At 52.2% G+C, this 22,412-nt stretch carries 20 protein-coding genes; 12 read left to right on the plus strand and 8 right to left on the minus strand.

Translation table 11 applies throughout. The annotated features are described in order from the left end of the window. Positions 1-76: 76 nt before the first annotated feature. Both HNI00_RS15455 and HNI00_RS15460 read right to left on the minus strand, forming a co-directional pair. Positions 77-1,111, minus strand: coding sequence for a threo-3-hydroxy-L-aspartate ammonia-lyase (locus tag HNI00_RS15455; RefSeq protein ID WP_316787477.1), 1,035 nt, complete (start codon positions 1,109-1,111; stop codon positions 77-79). Positions 1,112-1,133: 22 nt separating this feature from the next. Then, entirely contained in the window at positions 1,134-1,895 is a 762-nt protein-coding gene (locus tag HNI00_RS15460) for a DUF4058 family protein (protein WP_420156217.1), read from the minus strand. 224 nt (positions 1,896-2,119) lie between these two features. On the opposite strand from HNI00_RS15460, the gene HNI00_RS15465 reads away from it, so the two are divergent. The 7 genes from HNI00_RS15465 (at position 2,120) to HNI00_RS15495 (ending at position 11,862) form a co-directional block, all read left to right on the plus strand. Then, complete coding sequence (locus tag HNI00_RS15465) at positions 2,120-4,366, plus strand: Calx-beta domain-containing protein (RefSeq protein ID WP_316787479.1); 2,247 nt, start codon at positions 2,120-2,122, stop codon at positions 4,364-4,366. Between the two features lie 178 nt (positions 4,367-4,544). Further along, entirely contained in the window at positions 4,545-5,093 is a 549-nt protein-coding gene (locus HNI00_RS15470) for a universal stress protein (protein WP_316787480.1), read from the plus strand. A gap of 413 nt (positions 5,094-5,506) precedes the next feature. Continuing rightward, positions 5,507-6,517 carry a hypothetical protein gene (locus tag HNI00_RS15475; RefSeq protein WP_316787481.1) on the plus strand — a complete coding sequence of 337 codons (1,011 nt, stop codon included), beginning with the start codon at positions 5,507-5,509 and terminating at the stop codon, positions 6,515-6,517. A gap of 203 nt (positions 6,518-6,720) precedes the next feature. Beyond that, on the plus strand, positions 6,721-7,749 hold the full coding sequence (locus tag HNI00_RS15480) for a chlorophyll a/b binding light-harvesting protein (protein WP_316787482.1): 1,029 nt from the start codon (positions 6,721-6,723) through the stop codon (positions 7,747-7,749). A 248-nt stretch (positions 7,750-7,997) separates the two neighbouring features. Then, positions 7,998-8,510, plus strand: a complete 513-nt coding sequence (fldA, locus tag HNI00_RS15485; protein ID WP_277773830.1) for a flavodoxin FldA — start codon at positions 7,998-8,000, stop codon at positions 8,508-8,510. Positions 8,511-8,894: 384 nt separating this feature from the next. After that, positions 8,895-9,686, plus strand: coding sequence for an alpha/beta fold hydrolase (locus tag HNI00_RS15490; protein ID WP_316787483.1), 792 nt, complete (start codon positions 8,895-8,897; stop codon positions 9,684-9,686). 991 nt (positions 9,687-10,677) lie between these two features. Beyond that, on the plus strand, positions 10,678-11,862 hold the full coding sequence (locus tag HNI00_RS15495; protein WP_316787484.1) for a metal ABC transporter solute-binding protein, Zn/Mn family: 1,185 nt from the start codon (positions 10,678-10,680) through the stop codon (positions 11,860-11,862). Between the two features lie 105 nt (positions 11,863-11,967). Here the strand turns inward: HNI00_RS15495 and HNI00_RS15500 are convergent, their stop codons facing one another. From HNI00_RS15500 to HNI00_RS15525, 6 genes are all read right to left on the minus strand, one after another. After that, complete coding sequence (locus HNI00_RS15500; protein WP_316787485.1) at positions 11,968-12,318, minus strand: DUF5615 family PIN-like protein; 351 nt, start codon at positions 12,316-12,318, stop codon at positions 11,968-11,970. Continuing rightward, positions 12,315-12,650: a DUF433 domain-containing protein gene (locus HNI00_RS15505; RefSeq protein WP_316787486.1), complete on the minus strand. Its 336-nt coding sequence runs from the start codon at positions 12,648-12,650 to the stop codon at positions 12,315-12,317. Before HNI00_RS15505 ends, HNI00_RS15500 begins: the two co-directional genes overlap by 4 nt. Before the next feature lie 137 nt (positions 12,651-12,787). Further along, on the minus strand, positions 12,788-14,539 hold the full coding sequence (locus HNI00_RS15510) for a LeoA/HP0731 family dynamin-like GTPase (protein WP_316787487.1): 1,752 nt from the start codon (positions 14,537-14,539) through the stop codon (positions 12,788-12,790). Positions 14,540-14,554: 15 nt separating this feature from the next. Beyond that, complete coding sequence (locus HNI00_RS15515; RefSeq protein WP_316787488.1) at positions 14,555-17,101, minus strand: GTPase; 2,547 nt, start codon at positions 17,099-17,101, stop codon at positions 14,555-14,557. A gap of 151 nt (positions 17,102-17,252) precedes the next feature. Then, positions 17,253-17,651 (minus strand): hypothetical protein, encoded by a 399-nt coding sequence (locus tag HNI00_RS15520; RefSeq protein ID WP_316787489.1) that lies wholly within the window; start codon positions 17,649-17,651, stop codon positions 17,253-17,255. Between the two features lie 3 nt (positions 17,652-17,654). Beyond that, positions 17,655-17,897: a hypothetical protein gene (locus HNI00_RS15525; protein WP_316787490.1), complete on the minus strand. Its 243-nt coding sequence runs from the start codon at positions 17,895-17,897 to the stop codon at positions 17,655-17,657. Positions 17,898-18,165: 268 nt separating this feature from the next. On the opposite strand from HNI00_RS15525, the gene HNI00_RS15530 reads away from it, so the two are divergent. From HNI00_RS15530 to HNI00_RS15550, 5 genes are all read left to right on the plus strand, one after another. Next, positions 18,166-18,381, plus strand: coding sequence for a DUF4278 domain-containing protein (locus HNI00_RS15530; protein WP_316787491.1), 216 nt, complete (start codon positions 18,166-18,168; stop codon positions 18,379-18,381). A 309-nt stretch (positions 18,382-18,690) separates the two neighbouring features. Continuing rightward, a complete protein-coding gene (locus tag HNI00_RS15535) occupies positions 18,691-18,981 on the plus strand; it encodes a CTB family bacteriocin (protein ID WP_172356651.1) in 291 nt (96 codons plus the stop codon). A gap of 160 nt (positions 18,982-19,141) precedes the next feature. Then, positions 19,142-19,447 (plus strand): hypothetical protein, encoded by a 306-nt coding sequence (locus tag HNI00_RS15540; RefSeq protein WP_172356653.1) that lies wholly within the window; start codon positions 19,142-19,144, stop codon positions 19,445-19,447. A 57-nt stretch (positions 19,448-19,504) separates the two neighbouring features. Then, positions 19,505-20,635 (plus strand): cyclic nucleotide-binding domain-containing protein, encoded by a 1,131-nt coding sequence (locus tag HNI00_RS15545; protein WP_316787492.1) that lies wholly within the window; start codon positions 19,505-19,507, stop codon positions 20,633-20,635. Next, positions 20,629-22,254 carry an NHLP bacteriocin system secretion protein gene (locus HNI00_RS15550; protein ID WP_316787493.1) on the plus strand — a complete coding sequence of 542 codons (1,626 nt, stop codon included), beginning with the start codon at positions 20,629-20,631 and terminating at the stop codon, positions 22,252-22,254. The genes HNI00_RS15545 and HNI00_RS15550 overlap by 7 nt, the downstream gene beginning before the upstream one ends. Positions 22,255-22,412 lie beyond the last annotated feature (158 nt).

Here is a 22,412-nt window from a genome sequence, read left to right on the forward strand (position 1 = left end):
CTGGAGATTTTGGATTTTGGATTTTAGATTTTGGAAAGCGGAACGGCTGTCCCTCTCATCTATCTCTCTTATTGTGTCATTTTGCTGACCCAGCGCTCGGCGGGTCTGCTAGGAGGATTTCCGCCCAAAGCTGCCCAATCTGCCGAAGATCGACATTGCCGCCGCTGATGATCACGCCCACGCGCCCCGTCACCTGCGGCAAGTAGCCTTCCAGCAGAGCCGTGGCCGCCAGCGCCCCCGTCGGCTCGATCACCAGCTTCATCCGCTCCCACAGGAAAAACAGCGTCCGCAGCAGCGCGTCGTCGGGCACGGCCACCATGTCGTGAACGTAGTGCAGCACCAGGGGAAAGGTGAGGGTTCCGAGCGCGGGGGTGCGTGCGCCATCGGCGATCGTGTCGGGATTTTGCACGGTTTGCAGCGTTTTGGTGTGAAACGAGCGGGTCGCGTCGTCTCCGGCAGCAGGTTCCACGCCGATCACCCGGCAACTTGGGGAAAGCGTGTGGGCGGCGATCGCACAGCCCGACAGCAGCCCGCCACCCCCACAGCACACCAGCAGGTAATCCAGCTCGCCTACGTCTTCGATGAGTTCCTTCGCCGCCGTGCCCTGGCCCGCGATAACGTGCGGATGGTTATACGGCGGAATCACCACTGCGCCGCGCTCCTGGGCGATTTGCTGGGCTACCTGCTCGCGCACGGCTTCGGAGCGGTCATACAGCACCACCTCTGCGCCATAGCCCCGCGTCGCATCCTGCTTCACCTGGGGTGCGTCGGCGGGCATGACGATAGTCGTAGGAATGCCCAGCAGCTTGCCAGAGAGGGCGATCGCCTGGGCATGGTTTCCCGATGAGTAAGTCAGCACGCCCCGCTGTTTCTTTTCGGGCGAAAGCTGTGACAGCGCGTTATACGCCCCGCGAAACTTGAACGCCCCCATCCGCTGAAAGTTCTCGCATTTGAAAAACACCTCGCAGCCCGTGCGATCGTTCACCGTGCGGCTGGTCATGACGGGGGTACGGTGGGCTACGCCGGCCAGCCGTTCTGCCGCCGCCGCCACATCCGCGTAGGACACGGGCAACTCGTTGACCTGATTGGAAGTTGAAGCAGCAAGTGCCATTGCGATGTCCACCCGATTTTTTCTAAGCCTTTTCAATTTGTGACCGTAGCCATTCCATGTCCAGTTCAGAGAACGCGGGGGGCGGCGGTGGCTGGCGGTAGTCAATCGACAAGTCATAGGCGGCCTCGTCGTAGATTGCCCTCAAAGCTGCCCCCAAATCAAGCGGCACTACCTCATCGGGCGCTTGCAGCGGCACTGGAAGGGTGGGTAGCTCATCTCCAAGGGCGATCGCCCAAACCTCCACTACTCCAGAATGGGCGCGAGTCAGCGTCACCAGATAAGGCACCGCAGGCAGGCGCGGATGATTATACGGACGAGCGCCTCTGCGGAGCAAATCGATCTCAATCAAATGCACATTGGCTTGATAGAGCCGTTGCCGCTTGCGGCGATACTCGCTCAATCCGGGTTCTCGCTTATTGACCGGAGACAGAATTTCAATGCAGCTAATCAACCGATTCTGAGCCGTATCGCGAATCTCGATGGTCGGAATGCGAACCTCGACGGGTAGGAGCAGCGGCAGGGTTAGGAGGGCGGGCGTGGTTGCCGTTGCACCTTGGGACGCTGAGCCTGTTTGGCGACTCGCCTCAGTCGGCTGCACCTGAAGCACTTCTACATCAGGATACAAAATGCCAATTTCACTCTCTGGCGACGTATCTTCGACTAAGTACACTTCCAGCCGCGCTGTGTAGCGAGGGCGCAGCAGCGGCACGAGCATTTGCCGAATTTTGTTGGCAAGGGCGTTGTGTACATCTGACCAGAGATAGCCTTCAAGATAGGGGTCCATTCCAGGAAAAGGCGACGGCATGGCTAAAGCGTCCGAATCAACTATCCGAATCAACTATCCAAATCACAGCCCAGTCATTTTCTCGATCATAACGGCACTCCAGATCGCTAAAAGCGTGAATTTGACGAGAGTTTGCAAGAATCTTCAGACTTTTCGATCAATTCCTGAATTATGCAAGTTTTTCCTGGAGAATATTCGAGAATTACTTCTGGAGACAACCTGCAATGGCAAAGAAGAAGGGCAAGGGAAAAGGCGTTAACTACTCCTCACCCTACGGTGACGGCGTGGACTGGGATATAGACGACTATTTACCCGTTTGGGAACTGCCAGAAGGCGAAACATTTAGCCCCATCGAGCCGCTATCTTTTAACGCGGATTTGCAGGGACGCTCTCAGCTTTTTCTGCCGCTGTATGTCAACAATGACGGCATTGGCAACGATACAGACGGATTTAACACGATTACCCTATCGCTCGATCCGACAGATACAGTCGGCTTTACTCAGGAAACTTATATCTTGAAAGAATCATGGGATGCAATCGCTGGTGATGTTTTCACAGATCCTTATCGATTTTCCTATCCTCAACCCGAACAATTGGCAGATTACCTATCAAAAACATTTTTAGTTGATGGCGCTAGTCGCCCATTCAACACGCCTCGCCTCATTCCGGGCGGACGCTTCAAGGAAATCATCATTATCATCGAAGATGCTCAAAGCCCGTTACCTATTCAGCTTGGAGCAGAAAATAACACCGTTCCCGGCAGCGGCATTGGCAACACTAGCGGCATCAATGTGATTTATGCGGGTGCAGGTAGCGACACAATTGACACAGGCGATAGCGATGATACCGTGCGGGGCGAAGAGGGTGACGATTGGCTAGTAGGTGGCAATGGCGACGACATGCTCTACGGTGAAGCTGGTAATGACTTGCTACGCGGCAGCGATAGCCGAATTACAGATTTTCAAAGTTCCAGCTATACCCGCCCAGCAGGTGACTATCTAAATGGTGGTACAGGCAACGATACGCTTTATGGCGAGGGAGGCTGGGACACAATTGATGGCATGGAGGGCGATGATCTCATCTATGGCGACAATCCTGACCCTAGCTTGGATAACCCTGATTCTGAAAACCCTTTTACAGACGAACAAGATGTTTTAAGCGGGGGTAACGGCAACGATGTTATTTTTGGCGGAGCCGATGACGACAAGTTGTTTGGTGATGCAGGGGATGATTACTTATCGGGTGGCCCTGGACAAGACAGTTTAGAAGGCGGCGATGGGCGCGATCGCTTCGATTTCTACACCTATCGTCCCGGATTTAATGATGACGATTTTATTCGTGACTTCAGCCTGGCAGACGATACAATTGGTATCTACATAGGAACCGCAGAATCGTCTAGCTTTCGCAATGTTGGGCTGACTGTCAACAGCGCTATTTTACCCAGCCAGTTTGTCATTGGCAGCAACGCAACTACAGCCAACCATCGCTTCATTCTTACCTTAAGTAGCTTTGGTGACTCATCTGCATCCTTGTTTTTCGATCCCGATGGCTCTGGCCCCACCGAGCAGATTAAGCTAGCCGATCTCAGCAGCGGTGATGGCTCAAGCCTCAGCAATTTCAACCACACGCATATTGTCACCTTTGACGACACGCGCCGCCGCCCAGCGCCCAGCGCCCCCCTGCCGCCAGCACCCAGCGTGCAGTTTGCCCAAAGCACGCTGCTGGTCAATGAAACCGCAGGCGTTGCGACTCTCACGCTGAATCGTACCGGAACGCTGGCGGGATTGTCTCAGGTCAGCGTGGCGATCGCCGGTGGAACGGCAACTCCCGATATAGATTTCGGCGCTGCGCCATTTCCGCAGACGATCACGTTCGGCATTGGCGAATCCCAGAAGACGATTGAAATTCCCATCCTAAGGGATGCATTTGTGGAAGGAGACGAAACAATTCTGCTGTCCCTTTCATCTGTGAACAATCCCTTTGCAGGAACGCTGGATACGCTGATTGGGAACGCAAATTTGGCAACGATGACCATTCAAGATGCAGGCGCAACGAATGGGAGTGATCTGCTGGTTGGCACGCCGCAGAAAGATGCGATCGCCGGACTGAACGGCAACGACACGATTTTGGGACTGGGCGCAAATGACACCCTCACGGGCGGGCGCGGCAACGATACGCTGTTTGGCGGCACGGGCAACGACACGCTGCGGGGCAACCAGGGGCGCGATGTGTTTGCGCTGGAGCGGGGGCCGGGGTCGATCCGCGTTCTGGATTTTCAGGATGGGGGCGATCGCCTCGGACTCACCCCCGGACTTCGCTTTCCCCGGCTGAAAATCGTGCAGCAGGGCAGCGGCTCCAGCGTCAGCACCCGCATCAGCCTCGGCAATGACCTCCTTGCCATCCTCCCCGGCATCGCCAAAGCCCAAATCACCAAAGCCGATTTTGTCTCGATCCGCCCGCCTGCAATTTAGCCTGCATCCTGTGTTCTCACCTACCAAGCTCGTAAAGTCCTGTTGCAAACCTGAGATGACCCACGCAAAATGCGATAGCTTGTAGGTAGGCAGAAATACGCATTAATTCCATCGCGTCCTCTGCTGATGACCCTCATTAAATTCCCTCTTCGCTGCAATTTGGTAGGGAGACACCGTTATGACATTCAAGAAAATCTTGGCGGCACTCGATCAATCTCCACTGGGGCAATCGATTTATGAACAGGCGCTAGAGCTGGCGAAAACGCAAAACGCTGAGCTAATGCTGTATCACGCATTGAACCCTGATTTGATCCTGGGCCCGATGCTGCTGCCAGGCGAAATGGGGCTAGCTCCGCAACTGGTGACCCAAGCTTATGAGGCGCAGCAAAATTACCTGGATCGGCAAACCCAAGAGGTGCGCGACTGGCTGAATGATCTGTGCCAAGGGGCGATCGCCCAGGGTGTGTCTACCCAATTTAGCTACCGCTGCACCGATGCGGGACGCGGCATTTGCGACTTGGCGAAAGAGTGGAATGCGGATTTGGTGCTGCTGGGCCGGCGTGGCCGCAGCGGCTTGACGGAAGCTCTCCTGGGCAGCGTTAGCAACTATGTGTTGCACCATGCCCCCTGTGCGGTGTTGGTGTTGCAAACGACACCCACGCCCTCGACTGCCCTACAGTCCGACGTGGCGCAGACCGATTTGGCGAAGACCGCGCCCTTGTCTTAGCTAGAACATGAGTTCGGCTCAGACGCTTGGCAGGAGTCGTCAAGGTCATAGTCAATTTGGATGACATCGAGGCGCGATACGGTGGAAGTCATGGCTGGGCTGTTTTAAATTCAAGTCCGGCCTCAGCGTTTCTTTCAAACGTTTCTACCCTCGAACTCACGTTAATACCTCAGAGGGTGTTTGAAAAGGTATCGCCTGTAATGTCAAGCACTCAGAGATCCCCCCTAGCCCCCCTTTTTAAGGGGGGAAACCGCCTTAAAGTCCCCCTTTTTAAGGGGGATTTAGGGGGATCTTGCACGCTTTGCTGCAAACAGTAGGACTTTTCAAACGTCCTCTCACGTTCGTACATAGGTGCAGCAGCGTAGGCAATAGGAATTGGCGTAACCCCCTTCCTTGTCTAACGGGAGCCAACCATGAGCCATCGTACTGCACCTGCTACGCCTGCTGCGTCTCCGCGTCGCCAACACCCTCTGCTCTGGGTGGGTCTGGTCGGTGTGCTGGCGCTGCTGGGCGGCGTGATTTATCCAGAACTGCGAAACTCTGGAATTTACCGCAAGGGTGAGGCCGCCTACCAGACAGGCGACTGCCAAACGGCGATCGCCCAATTTACTCGCCTGCAAGACCTCAACGCTGAAAAATACGTGACTCGCGCTACCCCACTGCGCGGCGAATGCGAACAATTTTTGAAAATTGGCACGGATCAAGAAGCGGCTGGCCCCAGCACCACGCTGGTCAGCTACAGCCAGTTTTTGACATTCAACCCCGACACTGCCCTCCGCGAAACTGTCCAACAGCAGACCAGGACGCTGTTTCAGCAGCATAGCCCCGACGCGCTGGCCGATGAAAAAGTCTGTTCCAGCATGACGGCGCTGCTGAACCAAAACCTCATGCTTGACCCCGCAACCCAAGCCCCAGCGCTCCACTTCGCCTGTGGCAAAAAGGATGAGGCGCAAAAAGATTACGCGGGCGCGATACAGCATTACGGCAGCGTGCTGAACGACTATCCCAACGCCGCCGAAGCGCGAGATGCTGAAGCGGCGATCGCCCGCACGCTAGTTGCCCAAGCCAATGAAACAGGCGCAGGCAAGATTCCGCCGCCGCAACCCCTGGGGTCTTCCGGCAACAGCAGCAGTGTGGTAAAAATTCGCAACGACTCGCCCAATGTATTACGCATTGTCTTTAGCGGGCCAGAACCGCAGTTTGCCGAATTGCCGCCCTGCCGCGACTGTCAGGTATACAGCACGCCTCCCCGATCCTGCCCCGAAAAAGGAGCAGAAGGAACCTATACCCTCAAGCCTGGACAATACAGCGTGCTGGTGCGGGCCGCAGACGACAGCAGCGTTACGCCGTTTACGGGCAACTGGTCGATGCAGCAGGGCAAAGCCTACAGCAGTTGCTTTTATCTGGTGCGGCGGCGCGTGTAGAACGCACTGGGCCACGCAGAAACGAAGTCTGGGTTAGGGAGGGCGATCGCCCTCTTTTTTGTGCCTGCTGCGACGATTGATACAAAACTTTATGGACTGCTATTGAGAACTATTCCGATTTGTGGGGTAGGCTTCTTATTGAGGATATTTCTCATTAATCCTCGATGACTTGCAGTTCCTAACATGTGAGGACAGTTGTCTTTATGCAAACCTACGATAATCCCGATGTGAAATATGACTGGTGGGCCGGCAACGCCCGCTTTGCCAATCTCTCTGGATTGTTTATCGCAGCCCATGTGGCCCAGGCTGCACTCATTACCTTTTGGGCCGGTGCTTTCACCCTATTTGAAATTTCCTGGTTTGACCCAACGCGCTCAATGGGCGAACAGGGACTGATCCTGCTGCCACACCTGGCCACGCTCGGTCTGGGCGTTGGCAGCGGCGGCGAAGTGGTCGATACCTATCCTTACTTTGTAGTAGGGGCCGTGCATCTCATTTCGTCAGCCGTTTTGGGTGCAGGAGCGCTGTTCCATACCTTCCGCGCCCCCGAAGATTTATCCGCTGCGTCGGGTCGCGCTCGCCTCTTCGACTTTAGCTGGGATAATCCCAAACAACTTGGGATGATTCTCGGACATCACCTGCTGTTTTTAGGTGCAGGAGCGCTGCTGCTGGTGGCCAAGGCGATGTATTGGGGCGGACTGTATGACGCAGCCACGCAAACGGTGCGCTTGGTGACCAACCCAACCCTTGACCCCGCTGTGATTTATGGCTACCAGACCCATTTCGCCAGCGTCAATAATCTGGAAGATTTGGTCGGCGGGCATATCTATGTGGGTCTGATGCTAATTGGGGGCGGAATCTGGCATATCCTGGTGCCGCCACTGGACTGGGCCAAGAAGGTGCTAACGTTCTCCGGAGAAGCGATCTTATCCTACTCGCTGGGCGGCATTGCGCTGGCAGGCTTCGTCGCCGCCTACTTCTGTGCGGTCAATACGCTAGCCTATCCCGTCGAGTTCTACGGGCCGCCGCTAGAGGTCAAGCTCGGTGTTGCGCCCTATTTCGCAGATACCGTCGAGCTTCCAATGGGGGCACACACCTCGCGCTGTTGGCTGGCAAATGCTCATTTCTTCCTGGCGTTTTTCTTTTTGCAGGGTCACCTGTGGCACGCGCTGCGGGCAATGGGCTTCGATTTTCGCCGTGTGGAACGGGCGCTGAATACGATTGAGGTGTAGGCTTGCAGCACAGGCTTGAACTGTAGGCTGAAGTGCAGGCTGAAGTACAGGTTAAAGTACAGGCAAAAATGCAGACAGTTTGCAAGATTGCCGAACACTTCGCAGAATGTGATCATGAGTGTCTAGCACGGGTCTAGAAAATGAGTCTCGTACACTTGTGAGAAACTTTTTTCCTTAGCTCCAACAATCCATTGAGATAGGAGAACACTTTTCTTTAGAACGTTCAATGGATAGAAGTCGGAGAAACTATGGCGAAGATTGGGCTATTTTTTGGAACGCAAACGGGCAATACCCAAACCATTGCAGAACAAATTCAAAAGGAATTTGGCGGAGATGGCGTAGTGGAACTGATCGACATTGCCGATGCCAGCCCTGAGGATTTTGAAGCGTATGAGTGCGTGATTGTGGGCTGTCCGACGTGGAACATTGGCGAACTGCAAAGCGATTGGGAAGGATTCTATGACGAGCTAGATGCGATCGCCTTTTCTGGCAAGAAGGTTGCGTACTTTGGCGCGGGCGATCAGGTCGGCTATGCAGACAACTTTCAGGATGCGATGGGCATTTTAGAGGAAAAGATTTCGTCGCTAGGAGGCACAACGGTCGGCTACTGGCCAGTCGATGGCTATGACTTCAACGAATCGAAAGCGGTACGCAATGGCAAGTTTGTAGGACTGGCGATCGACGAAGATAATCAGTCTGACCTGACGGACGAGCGCGTAAAGTCCTGGGTCGCCCAACTCAAGCGGGAATTTGGGGTGTAAGAGGGTGTTTGAAAAGGTATCGCCTGTAATGTTAAGCACTCAGAGATCCCCCCTTAGCCCCCCTTAAAAAAGGGGGGAAACCGCCTTAAAGCCCTCCTTTTTAAGGGGGATTTAGGGGGATCTTGCACGCTTTGCTACAAACAGTAGGACGTTTCAAACATCCTCTAAGAGTGCAAGGCTTTTCAAGATTTCCTAAAAGCCGTTTTTCGTAGCGTGGCAGGCATTGGGATTGGGATTGGGCGTTTAGCATCCTCTCGCCCCCGCCTCTGCCCAATGCCTCGCAACTCAGATGCCAGATGAGGAATGCCAGATGAGGCTAAAAATCTAATTGACTTAATTCTCATCTAGCTGCTCCATTCGTGTTTATCTTGCAAGGAATTCTGTATGTCTTCATCGCCCGATGCACTGTGGCTCAACGTCAGCCCTGCGCTGCAAAAATTCGATCGCCCGCTGCTAAAGCATCTGGCGCAACATAGGGCGATCGCCCACTGGCAATATTGCCAAACCCAAGACGAAGCCGTGTCGATGGCAGCGGCGCTGGTACTGCTGCACGATTATCTCAAGCAGGGCGATCGCCCGGTGCATCTGCTGGGGCACGGCATCAGCGGCGCACTGGCCTTGCTCTATGCGCGGCGGCATCCCGAACGAGTGCGATCGCTCACCCTGCTCTCCGTCGGCGTATGTCCGCTGGTAGACTGGCAGGCGCACTACTACAGCCGCTTTGCCCTACTGCCCTGTAGCCGCGAAACGGTGCTGGCGCAGATGGTGCCCACTCTATTTGGGCGACAGTCCTGGCCAGTCACGCAAGACTTGATTCAGCTTTTGGAAAAAGACCTGGACAACTCACTGTCGCCCCACACACTATATCGGCGGGCAAGCTTGTTTCCGGGTGGCGTGCCCGTGCCGCTGCTGGTCTGCGGTGGCTCAGAAGACGCAATCATCGACCCCAATGCACTGGACGGCTGGCGACCCTGGCTCAAGGACGAAGGCTTCTTCCCAAAAGATGAAACAGGCTGGACTCCACCGGGCGATCGCCTGTGGCAATGTCCGGGTGGGCGCTATTTCTTTCACTATCACTTTCCCCAGTCCACGGCTGAGCAAATTCTAGACTTTTGGCAATCCTTCTCGCGTCTGCCTGTCCAACACCCTGCATTCGAGATTGCGTCTGCGGGCTAGAGTGAAACCTTCAGTCATGACTACCTCAATCCTTATAGCTATGCTTACCAACATCGTTCTCAAATGAATCCTCTCTGCATTCTTGGAATTTGGCTGGTCACGGTCTGTTTTTGTCTGTCCGTTTGTTTTGCAGTTCAGGACGGGATAGCGCGGCTCAGACGACTGCATCAGGTTCCGTGCAGCCGCTGTGCTTACTTTACTGGGGAGTATCACTTGAAATGTGCGGTGCATCCCTGTCGGGCGCTGTCGGAATTGGCGATCGGCTGCACGGATTATGAACTCAAGACAATGCCACAGCCTGCAATCCTTCGAGTCACTAATCTGATTCGACATCTGATTAATCAAATGTCGAATCGATTGGGTCGGTTTCCCAAGTTCCTTGGGCAGCGCAGATCGCTCAAGCGTTTTGCAAAACCTGGAGTTTCTGAGTACCAATCTGACGGGACTTTCTGATTTTGGATTTTAGATTGACGATTTTGGATTGCCACCTCAGGGTTTTGCAAGCGGGTGCATCCCAGTTACGCAAATTCGCCCTCATCCCCCAACCCCTTCTCCCAGGTCGGGAGAAGGGGAGCAAGAGAGGCTTGAAGTCCCTCTCCCAGAGCATCGAATAATGGGCTTGCTGACCGTGCTTGGCTTGTGGAGCAAGAGAGGCTTGAAGTCCCTCTCCCAGAGCAGGAGAAGGATTTAGGGTGAGGGGTACAAAAGTGAGATGCACTCTTGCAGGACTCTTAGCCATCTCATGTAGCCGTATAGCCGTTGCGGGTGCGGTGATATAGAGGAAAGTTTTGTTATTGAACCCGGTATAGCGCTGGTTTCATGGCGCGGGTTTCAGCCAGTTTTGGTTTCAGCCAGTTTTAATGACTGCTTGTAGGAAAACTGCACCTCTGGTTCTGTGGTATAACGTTAGAGAAAATGATAATCATTCTCATAGCTGCTAGCTGCTTTTCTAATCGTTTTCCCACTAGACCTGTACCTGAGGATGAGTACCATGACCCCTCCCAAAGCAACCTGGCAACAGGCAGGCTCAGCCATTCGCTATGTCTCTCCAAAGCGCATTTCCATTGTTGTTGCGTCGGCGATCGCCCTCGGTTTGGGCAGTTGCACCACTGCTTCCACTAGCAACAATGCCGAATCCCAGCCGCCGACAGTCGCCGATACGCCAGAACTCCGGGTCGTTACTACGTTTATCCCAATGACCCAGTTCACAAAGGCCGTGGCGGGCGATCGCGCTGAGGTCACGCAACTGCTGCCCACCAATGTTGGCCCGCACGACTATCAAGCCCGCCCCGAAGATGCCCAGCGGATTGCCCAGGCCGATGTGTTGGTGAAAAACGGTCTGGAAATGGAGTCATTTTTGGACAGCCTGATTAAAAATGCAGGAAATTCAGATCTAAAAGTGATTGACTCCAGCGCTGGCATTGCCACAATCACGACTGAATCTATTGAAGGAGAGGCGCACGATCACGGGCACGGCCATAGTCATGAGCAGGATCACGATCACGCTCATGATCATGCTCATGATCATGCTGAAGCAGCAGCAAGCCAACCAACCGCCCATCGCCACAGTCATGGGGAGTTCAACCCGCACATCTGGCTTGATCCGAAGCGGGCAATTCAACAGGTCGAAAATATTCGCGATGGGCTGATTGCTGCCGACCCAGATGGAAAACCCGTCTACACTGCCAATGCAGCCGCTTACATTCAGCAATTGCAGGCGTTGGATGAGGAGATTGCTCAACAGCTCCGGCCGTTTGCCAACAAAACGTTTGTTGCCTTTCATGACTTTGCGCCTTACTTTGCCGAAAGCTATGGACTAAAGGCTGAGTTTCTAGTGGATGTGCCTGATGTCAACCCATCGCCCCAAGACGTGAAGCGCGTCATGGATACGGTAAAAGCCAGTAATCTAAAAACGCTGCTGACGGAGCCTCAAAGTGGAGAAGATGCGTTTGCGGCGATCGCCCAAGACCTGGACGTGAATATTAGCACCTTTGACCCTATGGAAAAAGGCGCTCCCGAAGCTTTACAGCCGGACTACTACATCGCCACCATGCGGCAGAACGTGAAGGCGCTGGTGTCTGCGTTTACAGACGGATCAACGCAATCGGTCTTGCCACACTGGACGATTCAGAAAACCAGCACCGTGCTGCCGCAGCGAGTCGGTCTGAGGTTCTAGCCCACTGTCTAACGGTGAAGTTGTGCGGCGGCAGTCAACCTCGAACTCTCACCGATAACTTCTGTACAGTCCGCATCAACGCAGTTATGTTATGCCGCCGCTGCTTCACAGAGGCAGGTAATAAACTTGACCATCTAAATCCTCTGCAACACCACACTCTAGAATAATGAAGATGTCCTCTATAACCTTACCTACGGGTGCATCTGTGAGGATTTCAACGACCCCCGGCATAGCGAGATCCTGAGCTAATCTTTCATAGGCATAGCGGGTAATCGTTGTCACATCATGCGTTAGCAAAATGCGACTCTCATTAGCCGCCCATTCAAGCACAACAGGATCATCTTCTCCGGACAGACCGATGTCTTGAACTCGGACTATATCAATATCTGGATTTCGACGCAGCAACCCCCTAATAATCGTGTTGTCTAAGTTTTCATCCGCTAGTAGTTTAATCATCCTTGCTGCTCGACTCTTCGAGCCAGGAGCCGATCGCGTAAGCCCTGCGGATCAAATCGAGCCTCATTCATTTGCCGAATTTCTTGCGCTTGTCGCTGCCGCTGCCTGAGATACGCTTCTACATCCTCCTGATGATTGAGATAGAAAGCAATTGAAGCATAAACGTCACCCAATCTTAAAGATGGATAACGATAGACAATCTCCTCAGCAGTTGCCCCTTGCTTGAATACAGTAATGACAGTGTCTAACGTTACCCGCGTCCCACCAACACGAACTACACCATCAAGGTTGACTGCCAAGGGTGCAGGTTCTGCCGAGATTGCAAGAGACATAGTTAAAACCCCGTATAACCTCTCTCAATTCTACCAAATCTAAATATTTTCCCAGATCAAAGTTCCTGGGTGAGAGTTGAGCGCTCTCAAAATCTTGCTCTATCACCTATGTAAAGGGTAATAGATTTATTTCTTTATTACAGCACAGCGGACGCAGCGGCATGTTGTATCTCCAGAATAATTGCTTCTAATTCTTTTCTAATCGCTACAACTTGCCCGATTTCTGTATGAGACGTAGCCATTTCTGACTCAGTTTTTTGACGTGCCTCGGCAATATTATTTTCAAGTTGAACATAAACCTGCGATTCAAATTCTTGAAGCTGTGACTCAATTTGCTGTTCTAGATCGACAGCAATAATCTTGAACTGGCTGGTGATATCACGGCGCACATCAGACATTTGCTTCTCATACTCACGCTCTTTGTGCATCGAATGTAAATCCAGACCTATAGATACAACTGCAAGAGCTGGGCCTAAAAATAAAGCAGCATTTCCAATATTTTTTGCGATCCCTACTGCCTGCCAAGGCTTGAACTTAAAACCAATAAGTTTCCCAACACTATACACGCCTTGATGGAGCCTACTACCCGCAACGTCTATTGATCGTAGAAATCCTTGGCCTGCTGTAGCAGCAAACTCCCTAGTTGCAGCCTTTGTGATGTTTGCTCCGACTTGATCACCAATTTTTTGAAGCCATGCAACTTGACCTTGTACTTGCTGCCTATTAAAGTTGTTTACGGAACTTTGGTCAGGAACTTTACCATTGAAATTGAGTTGAGCAACAAATGCTTGTGTCAAATTACTTTGTAGCTCTGCTTCAACTTCGAGATGAATGGACTGAATAGCATTCTCAATTGCATCTTCAAGGGCTTGTCCTGCCTTCTCATAGTGCTTGCGAACATTGATTTCAGACTGCTTATCTAAGTCTTCAAACTTTGGATCACCGACGGATGAAGCAAGGCGTGAACCCTCAGCAGCAATTGCCGCTGACATTTCTAGAGTAATACCTTTGATTTTCGTACGGAGTCGTTCTCGCTCTTTATTGATACGACGAGAGAGCCGTGACAGAACTTCTAGGAACGCCGTATCTTCATCAGAGTTGCGGGCAAAGCTAATCTGTGCATCATCTAGGCAGCCCAGCGCAATTCGTACTGGGGTATCTAAACGTGTGAGAGATGATCGATGCTCGACAAAGCGATTAAGTTCAGTAATGAAAGTGTCAAATCGACTGATCTCAACCAAAAAATCATCATCGTCATCAATCCCCTCGCAGTAATCCTTGGCATCAATGAAGCAAATAGGAAACTCATTCAGAGAATATGGTTTCAGAGCTTCGTCAAGACTATGCCGATAACTAGCAATCTTTTGCTCTTCTTCCCCTGCTGCGGCTGACATTTTGTTGACCACCAGCATGATCTTCCAGCGATATCCTTTGTCATAAGCTAGCTTTTTGAAGTTTTCAACAGTGAGTGTATCAAAAAGCATATGTGTCAGACAGAACACTAGCAGGTCGGCTTTGGCGATTGCCTCATAAGTTATATCATCGTGGTCGGTACGGTCAGTAAAGAGACCGGGAGTATCAATAATTTTGATTCCGTTCCAGTCATAGGGTGTTGTGGCATCAGTAGCAATGTCAGCATCAATATGGATGTCTCTCCGTCCAGTAAGCGCCGAAATGATGGTGGATTTGCCTGCGCTGTATTGTCCGATGAAGGCAACGGTTAATGCTCCTTGTTGCTTATAGTCCTGCAACCCATCGCGGAACTTTTGTCGGATTTTAGTAAGTTCCTTAGAGTTCGCTGAAGCCAACAGAGTATCAAATTGAATGCAGGCTGCTTTGAATTGCTTACTCAGATCTGCCGCTTTGAACGTTTGAGTGCTTTGAGACATGAAAAAACCTCTAGGTCAGCGTTGTGTAGGTTGAATAGAAACGTTTTCTTGCAAAATAGTGCAGATTTCGTCTTGGGATCTGGCCAGGGACAGGGCTGTGGTGGTGTGAATCTGAAGGGTGCGTCCAAAGTCTCGATTCACTTTGCGGATTTTCTTACTGATAGAAATATCCGTTAGGGATTCTGGTTGTTCTGTAGCCCAGTCTACGATTCGTTTGGCATAAGCGCGATTTAGATAATTAGCAGCATTGGTCAACCTTCCTGTAGCAGATCTAAGCTGGTTTGCGATGGCCTCAATACCTTGAATCAATTCTTCAAAGTAATCGTCAACGGCAGAAGCTACCGATTGGCAGTAGTTCTCGAAATTTTCCTTGGACTGCTGGAGAACCTTTTCCTGCTGTTCATCTAGCTGCCGATTGAGCGAAGTGGAAATATTCTCAACAGCCTCATGACGTTTCTGATCTCGTGATTTAAACTGTCCAGCCAGCCAGCTTGCAATGCCCCCTGCAACACTCAGTAGTCCCAAGGGCGGGAAAACAAATGCTAGAATTGTACCTGCGGCGACCATTACCATGCCTGTAATCCGAACAAAGTCTTTATCAAAAAAGTTGGAGTCTTGCTCTGAAAATTGAAAGCTTGAACTTTGCAACTGATTAATAATTTTGAGTTCATTTCCAATTTCTTCAATTGCTTCTTGTACCTCATTCTGAAAATGTTGGCATGCACTTTCTGCTGCTGACTTAAGCCGTTTTTCAAACACTAGCCTATTAAGCACTTCTTTCCAGCCACTTTTCATTTGATGCTCATTTGCTTCCCAGTGCATCTCAGCAAAAGGATTAACCTGATCAAATGCAGACTGAAATATTTCTCGAATGTTTTGTTGCAATTCATCCTGGTAATCTTTTTCAGCCTTCTTAAGCTGCTGATTAAGATTTTGGCGTTTCTCTCGAAGTTGCGCGGCCAGGGCATCGTAGGCAGTTGCTTGTTGGGCTATCCATTGGTGGGGGGTGTTGATAGAGCCAACCGTTGACCCTAACAGCGTTTGCGAACGCCGAATCGCGCCGTAGTCAATTAGTGACGCTCGAATAGAATCGAGAAAATCTTGAATTCGACTGGCTTTAAAGAGTTGTTTAGAACACTTCTCGTACTCTGATTCCTGTGCCAGTTGAGCCGCGAGAAGCATCACTGGAACAATTGTCAGATAATCATTGGCATAATGTTGCTGGGCATAGCGTTTAATACGATTCAGGTGTCCACCAATACCGCTTTTGCCTTCTTTAGCAAACCATCGCTCTGGATCTTTCAAAAAATACTCCAAGCGCCGAGAGTCTCGAAGATTATATTGAATATTTAGCAGAATAATTAGAGGTTTGGTTTTGTCCTTAAGCACCTTGAGAAAAGCGAATTCAGATTCCTGAATGCTATCGTCGGTTACAACATAGCAAATGACATCGGCTTCCTCAATGACACTTTGAGCAATCTCTTCGTCAGTTTTTCCGCCCGGTGCGCCAATTCCAGGTGTATCAATAATACGGATATTTTTCCACTCGTACACTCGGTTGTAACGGGTTGTGCGCTGCTTACCAATGCCGATAGAATCCCAGCCCTCTCCAGTAATCACTGCATGAAGGGTGCTTTTCCCTGCTTTTGTTCGCCCCATAAAAGCGATACTAAAATGGTTGAGTGACCGCTGCTTTGCCCGTAACGCCTCACGTACAGACTCTAAATTATGTAATATTTCAGATGAAAGATTCTGTTGGGTTTGTTCAAGCTGTTTAGCTACATCTTTTGCTGTTTGGTACTCGCCCTGTTCAACGGTCTTCTGCTTGATAGTATGGATTACCTGCTGAATGCCATTTCCCAGATCTCGAAGCGCTGAGAACGTAACTCTCAGTGCCTGGTCAGCATACTTAAAATCTTCTTTGGCAATCTGGGCACATAGCTGGATTGCCTCGTCATACTCTGGCCCAGACAGCAAAATTTCACGCTGAAGACGTTCAATCTTCTCACCGATATGCTCTGGAGCAAGTTCAGTCAATCTGGTGACGAGTGATTTTGATAATACAGACTCTGCACCCTTTAACAATTTGGCTCCAACTGAAAGGCCACTTTTATCGCCATCAACGGCGGTTTTATTGCTAATTCTCCATTGGCTAAAACCTTGGGCATCTTCAAGCATACTTTCGATTTCATGCTCATAGATGCCCCAGATTTTAGAAATTTGATTAACAACTTCTCGTTCTAGCGGAGAAAAGTATCCATCAATATAAGCAACTGCTAATATTTGCCTCAAAACTTCGCTTCGCCGGCCTACAGGAACATTTTTTGCAGATTCCTCCAAGGTGATATGGGTGTCATCTTGTCCTAGAATTTTCTCCATCTCTTGGAGTGTCAGTTCATGGATATGCACTTGCTGAGCTAGATCTCGCAGTGCTCGTGACTCATGGCTATGGATCTGCTGGTCAGCACAAATGACATGAGCCAACAGGAGAAAACCGTAATCCAAAGATTCTTTAACTGCCATCTCAAAGATTCCCGTTAAACTTTGTCGCGCAGCAAACATCTGCGATGTTTCAGGATGCTCGATTTAGAGATACATCCACTGCTGAAGTGAAGAAAATTACAGCATTCCTAAGATAGGCTATGCCTTCATAAATTTCACTGAAATCAGTGTTCCCTAAAAAATCATCAGAAGTTCAACTACACTCAGCGACTTACCGAAAATCTTCATGAACTACCCTAACCGAGGACTTGCGGCATAACTTGCTGTCTAGCCCGCTGTCTAGCCCGCCGTCTAACTCGCTGTCCAGCCCGCTGTCTAGCCCGCCGTCTAACTCGCTGTCCAGCCCGCTGTCTAGCCCGCCGTCTAACTCGCTGTCCAGCCCGCTGTCTAGCCCGCCGTCTAACTCGCTGTCCAGCCCGCTGTCTAGCCCGCCGTCTAACTCGCTGTCCAGCCCGCTGTCTAGCCCGCCGTCTAACTCGCTGTCCAGCCCGCTGTCTAGCCCGCCGTCTAACTCGCTGTCCAGCCCGCTGTCTAGCCCGCCGTCTAACTCGCTGTCCAGCCCGCTGTCTAGCCCGCCGTCTAACTCGCTGTCCAGCCCATAGTGCAACAAATCTTAGCGCATTAGGGCAGGGCCAACGATGCTCTGCTGGGATAGGATGGCTCCCTCGGCGAGTTTGATAGAGCCGAAGGTCAAACCCGCAAAGCCCAGCGCCATCAGCATTGCCAGGACAGCAAACCCGATCCAGCCGCCATGCTCTGCTTCTGCGGGGTGGCTGGATTTTTCTGCAACAGAGAATAGGGCCGGGTCGGGTGAGGCATTGATTGACAATCCGGGAGCGTCAGTGGTGTAGAACATGGGAGCGTTTGGAGGGGGTTTTAGACGGAGTTGTAGAGGAAGGTATAGAGGGGTGTCGAGGCGTACCTTTGGCTGACGAGCCATCGCTTTGGAGCCATAAATTATTTATAGGACGAAAAGGGCGATCGCTCTATTCAGAAAAGTTAAGGAGTTAAGCCGGAAAAAAGTCCTTAACTTTTCAGTATCGCGCTGACCGGGGCGATCGCTCTATAACCAAAGCATCGAACGAAACGCACCTCACACCACCTCACTTCCAGGAGACACAACCATGAATCTGACCTACCGTGGCACCGAATACATCGCCAGCAACCAACTGCCCACCACCAGCCAAAGCTTCAGCGGCTGCTATCGCGGCGCAGAGATGACGATGCACTCCCCCTCTAAACTGCCCACACAGGTGTTTGTAAATCTGACCTATCGCGGCGCACAATATCGCACCGAAGCAAAGCCCAGCTTTTTTCCTGAGAACGTTCTGGCTATCTAAACTAGGCGGTTCTAGATCAGTTTCCTGAGCGCCTGACGGACATTCCAGCAGATTCTTACCCAACTTTCCCACACAAGTAAATGGCGATCGCTCTTTTCGGAGGGCGATCGCTTTTTTATCTAAGCTTACCTGTCAAACCCTAGAACTCAACCTGCCAGCCAGATAGCTAATCCAAAATCATCAATCCAAAATCACCAATCCAAAATCCAAAATCTGTATACCCTTCCAGCCACCAAAAATATGGCAGTACGGGAGGGCGAGACATCCACGCCTCCCAACCATCCGACCTTACATTAAGGAGAAATCTACATGGAATCGATGCAAACCGAACGGTTCACTGCAACCTATATCGAGGAGATTCCCCCCAGCGACCTGGCCATGACCGAACTTTCTGAGGCTGATCTGGATGAGTGCGCGGGCGGTCTGAGCCTGGGCGATTTCAGCAGCCTGATGGACGGGTCATCCAGTTTCTTTGGGCAAGAACGGCTGTCTCTGGGCCAGGCGACCTTTGCGGGCCCGAACGGTAGCGGCACGATTTCGACCCTCGACTTCGAGCGCACAATTTCTGGCGCAAATCGATTCACGTCTCTCGGTAAATAGATAAGCCCACAGGGGTCACTGCTGGTGTCGTGCGATCGCCCTTTTGAGTCGATCAACGCGCCAGTGTGGCCCTGTTTAGTAAAACGCCTAAGTGTTGAATGTCGATCAACGCGGTGACCCTGTTCAGTAAAACGCCTAAGTGTTGAATTCGGACAGTCCCATGTCTCATGCGCCTCAGTTTTATCCGGCGGAACCGCCTCCATCCACCGCTGCTCCCGTCGAGTTGTCAGAGCAAGATCTAGAGCAAATTTCAGGCGGGGTCGATTTATCCCTCACCCTGGTCAGATTTGATGGCAGCGATGAACTGTCTTTAGTATCTACTGAGTCGGACTACGCGGCTCTATCGCAAGCCAGCCAGTCTTCGCAGACGCGCTTCTCCGTGTTCCAGATTCATCTGACGGGATTCGACTCAACGAATAGTCTGATGAAAGCGTTGTCCAGCATTGGCAGGCTGTTTGGCTATTAGAGACTGGATCTTGTCTATTCCTTATTTCTTGCTCTCATGGCGATCGGGAGGTTGTCAATGACTTGTTTGTTGCTTGAGGAACTGGATTCCTCAGACTTGAATTGGCTAGTGCAAGCCGCAGTGTATCGCAGCGTTCCCGCAGAAACGCTTTTGGTGGGTTCTGATCAGCCGTCTGACCATGTGTTTTTGATTCTCGAAGGCATGGTGGCGATCGCCGCACCGATCCGGCAAGAGGCGATCGCCTACTCGTCCGAGAAGCCCTCCTCTGCCGAATCAGGGGAAATATCATGGACAATCACCACCCTTTCGCAAATCCTGCCAGGTGACTTTGCCAGTCTCGCTCCGATTCTAGATTCCAAATCGCTTCCTTACTCAGTCATTTCTGAGTCTCCGTGCCAGGTTCTTTGCATCCCGCATGCCGTGCTGCTGCAAAAGCTCCAAGAGGACGCAAGCTTTGCATCCCGGTTTTATCGAACTGTTGCGCTGCTGATGTCGGCTCGAAATCGGCGGCTGGTGCGCGAGTTTGAGTATCAGAACCTTCCCGTCCGGCGATCGCCCTTGCGACAATCCATTACCTTATTTGCCGAATTGCAGGACAGCGATCTGGACTGGCTGGCAACGGTGGGAATGGTTCAATCCCTGCCAGCGCAGACGGTGCTGCTGTCCACGGGGCGATCGCCCGATGCGTTACACATTGTCCTGGAGGGAGCGCTGCTGCTGAGCCAGCCTGTCGAAATGTCTAGCCTGATTGCCCAAACGCTTGCACCTGCTGAAAATCCCTCTGCACCCCATCAAGAAATTGCACGGCTGTCGCGGGGCGATCTGGTGGGCGAGATGCAGTTGGTCAATGCCCATGACCTAACGCTCTGTGCCAGCGCTCTGCGCGATTCGCAGGTGTTGTCGATTCCGCGCTGGCGACTGGCGGCAAAACTGCTCTACGATCCTAGCTTTGCTGCGCGGTTTTACCGGGTGCTGGCAACATTACTCGCTACGGAATATGAGGTAATGCTGCATCAGCTTTATGCCGCAACCCTGGGTTCCGCAGACGAAAGGGCAGAACCGATGGGCGATCGCGACGATTTCAGTAGCCGTTTACTGACCCGCATTTCTCTTGCCGAAGCGCGGTTTGAGTGGCTGCTCAAGCGAATCCAGGCGCAACAAGAAAACGGGAGGGACTTGCAATGGTAATGCCAGAAAATCGTTTGCCAGATTCTTTATCTAGTTCTTTATCTAGTTCATTAGGCGGTCATGCATCTGCGAGTTCATCTCCAGCAAATGCAAAGTCCTCAAATGCAAAGTTCTCAAATGCAAAGTCCTCTGAAAAGAACAAGCTGTTTCGCGCCGAGGCGCTGGAGCGGAGCGCTTCCCCAGAGCAGCTCGATCAACTGGTGCAGGTTGTCAGTCCCAAGCGCTGGCTGTCCTTACTCGCGCTGGGTACGATTGTGATCGGCGGTGCGGTCTGGAGCGTGCTGGGTCGCATTCCCATTACTGTTCCAGGACAGGGGGTTTTAGTGCCCCTTCCCGTTGCCCAGTTGGGGCCCGATCAATGGCGCGTTGATCCGAGTCAAATCATTCGCGTTCAGGTTCCTACGTCTGGGCGCTTGCTGACGCTGCCTGTGCGAATGGGCGATCGCGTCCAGCCGGGTGACGTACTGGCAACGGTGGATCAGTCAGAGATCAAGCAGCAGTTGCAGCTTTCGCGAGAAAAGCTGGCCCAGCTTCAGCGGCAGGATGAGGAAGCCCGCACCGCCCAACTTCAGCGCGATCGCTTTGAACAGGCGGCGATCGCCCAACAGCGGCAGGCACTCCAGCAGAGTCTACGCACGGTGCAATCCCTCACGCCTGTCATCCGCGAAAAGGGCATCGAAGCCATTCAGCAGGAGCGGACTGCGCTAGAACAGCGGCTCCAAGCCCTGCGCGACCAGTTGCCCACCTACGAACAGCGCTGGCAAGCTCGCCAAACAGCCCACGAAGAAGGCGCACTATCTCGCGATATGGTGCTACAAGCAGAGCAGGAATACCTCAGCGCCCGCGCCCAGCTAAATCAGGCAGAATCCCAACTCAAGCAGCTTGACGTAAAGGAAGCCGATGCCCAGCGTGAGTATCTCCGCAGCGAAAACCAGAGTAATGAGTTGCAGGCGCAGATCAAGAACCTGGAAACCCAAGCGGCGGCGCGACGAGAGCAGGATTTAATCGCCAATACAGCGCGGCAAAAGGAGATCCAGGAAACCCAGCGGGCGATCGCCCAGCTAGAGCTACAGCTTCAGAAAAACAGCGAAATCACCAGTCCCTACGACGGGCAGGTGCTAGAAGTCTCTGCCAAACCGGGCGAGCGGATGGAGGCGGGCGCAAGCATCCTCACGCTGTCGGCTCAGGGCGATGCTACGCCGCTGGTTGGGGTGATGTTCTTACCCGTCAGCGAAGGTAAGAAAATTATGCCAGGGATGGCCGTACAGCTTACGCCTACCACCGTTAAACGGGAAGAGTATGGCGGCATTCAAGGGCGGGTGTTTGAAGTCTCCAAGTTTCCGCTGACTCGGGCCGGAGCCGCCAGTCTGGTCGGCAATCCCGATATCTTACCTGCCTTGATGAATGAGCAGCCCCATCTGGCTGTTTTCGTGCGGCTGGAAACCCGCGAATCGGGGCGGCAGTCTGACGACACACTCCAGTATGTCTGGTCGTCTTCCAACGGGCCGCGCCAGGCGATTACAGCAGGCACAACGGCGACCGGGCGCATCACCACCGAAGCGCGATCGCCCATTTCCTACGTGCTGCCCATTTTCAAATCGCTGACGGGGATGAGCTAGGGCGTGTTTTAAAACCCTTCGATCCCCCCAGCCCCCCTTAAAAAGGGGGGAACCGAGCCGAACCACTCCGGAAGTCCCCCTTAGTAAGGGGGATTTAGGGGGATCGACTCAAGGCAATCAACGACCTAGAAAGTTTTAAGACACTGCCTAGCATGACT

The sequence above is a fragment of the Thermoleptolyngbya oregonensis NK1-22 genome, from assembly GCF_032705245.1.
Taxonomy (GTDB): domain Bacteria; phylum Cyanobacteriota; class Cyanobacteriia; order Elainellales; family Elainellaceae; genus Thermoleptolyngbya; species Thermoleptolyngbya sichuanensis.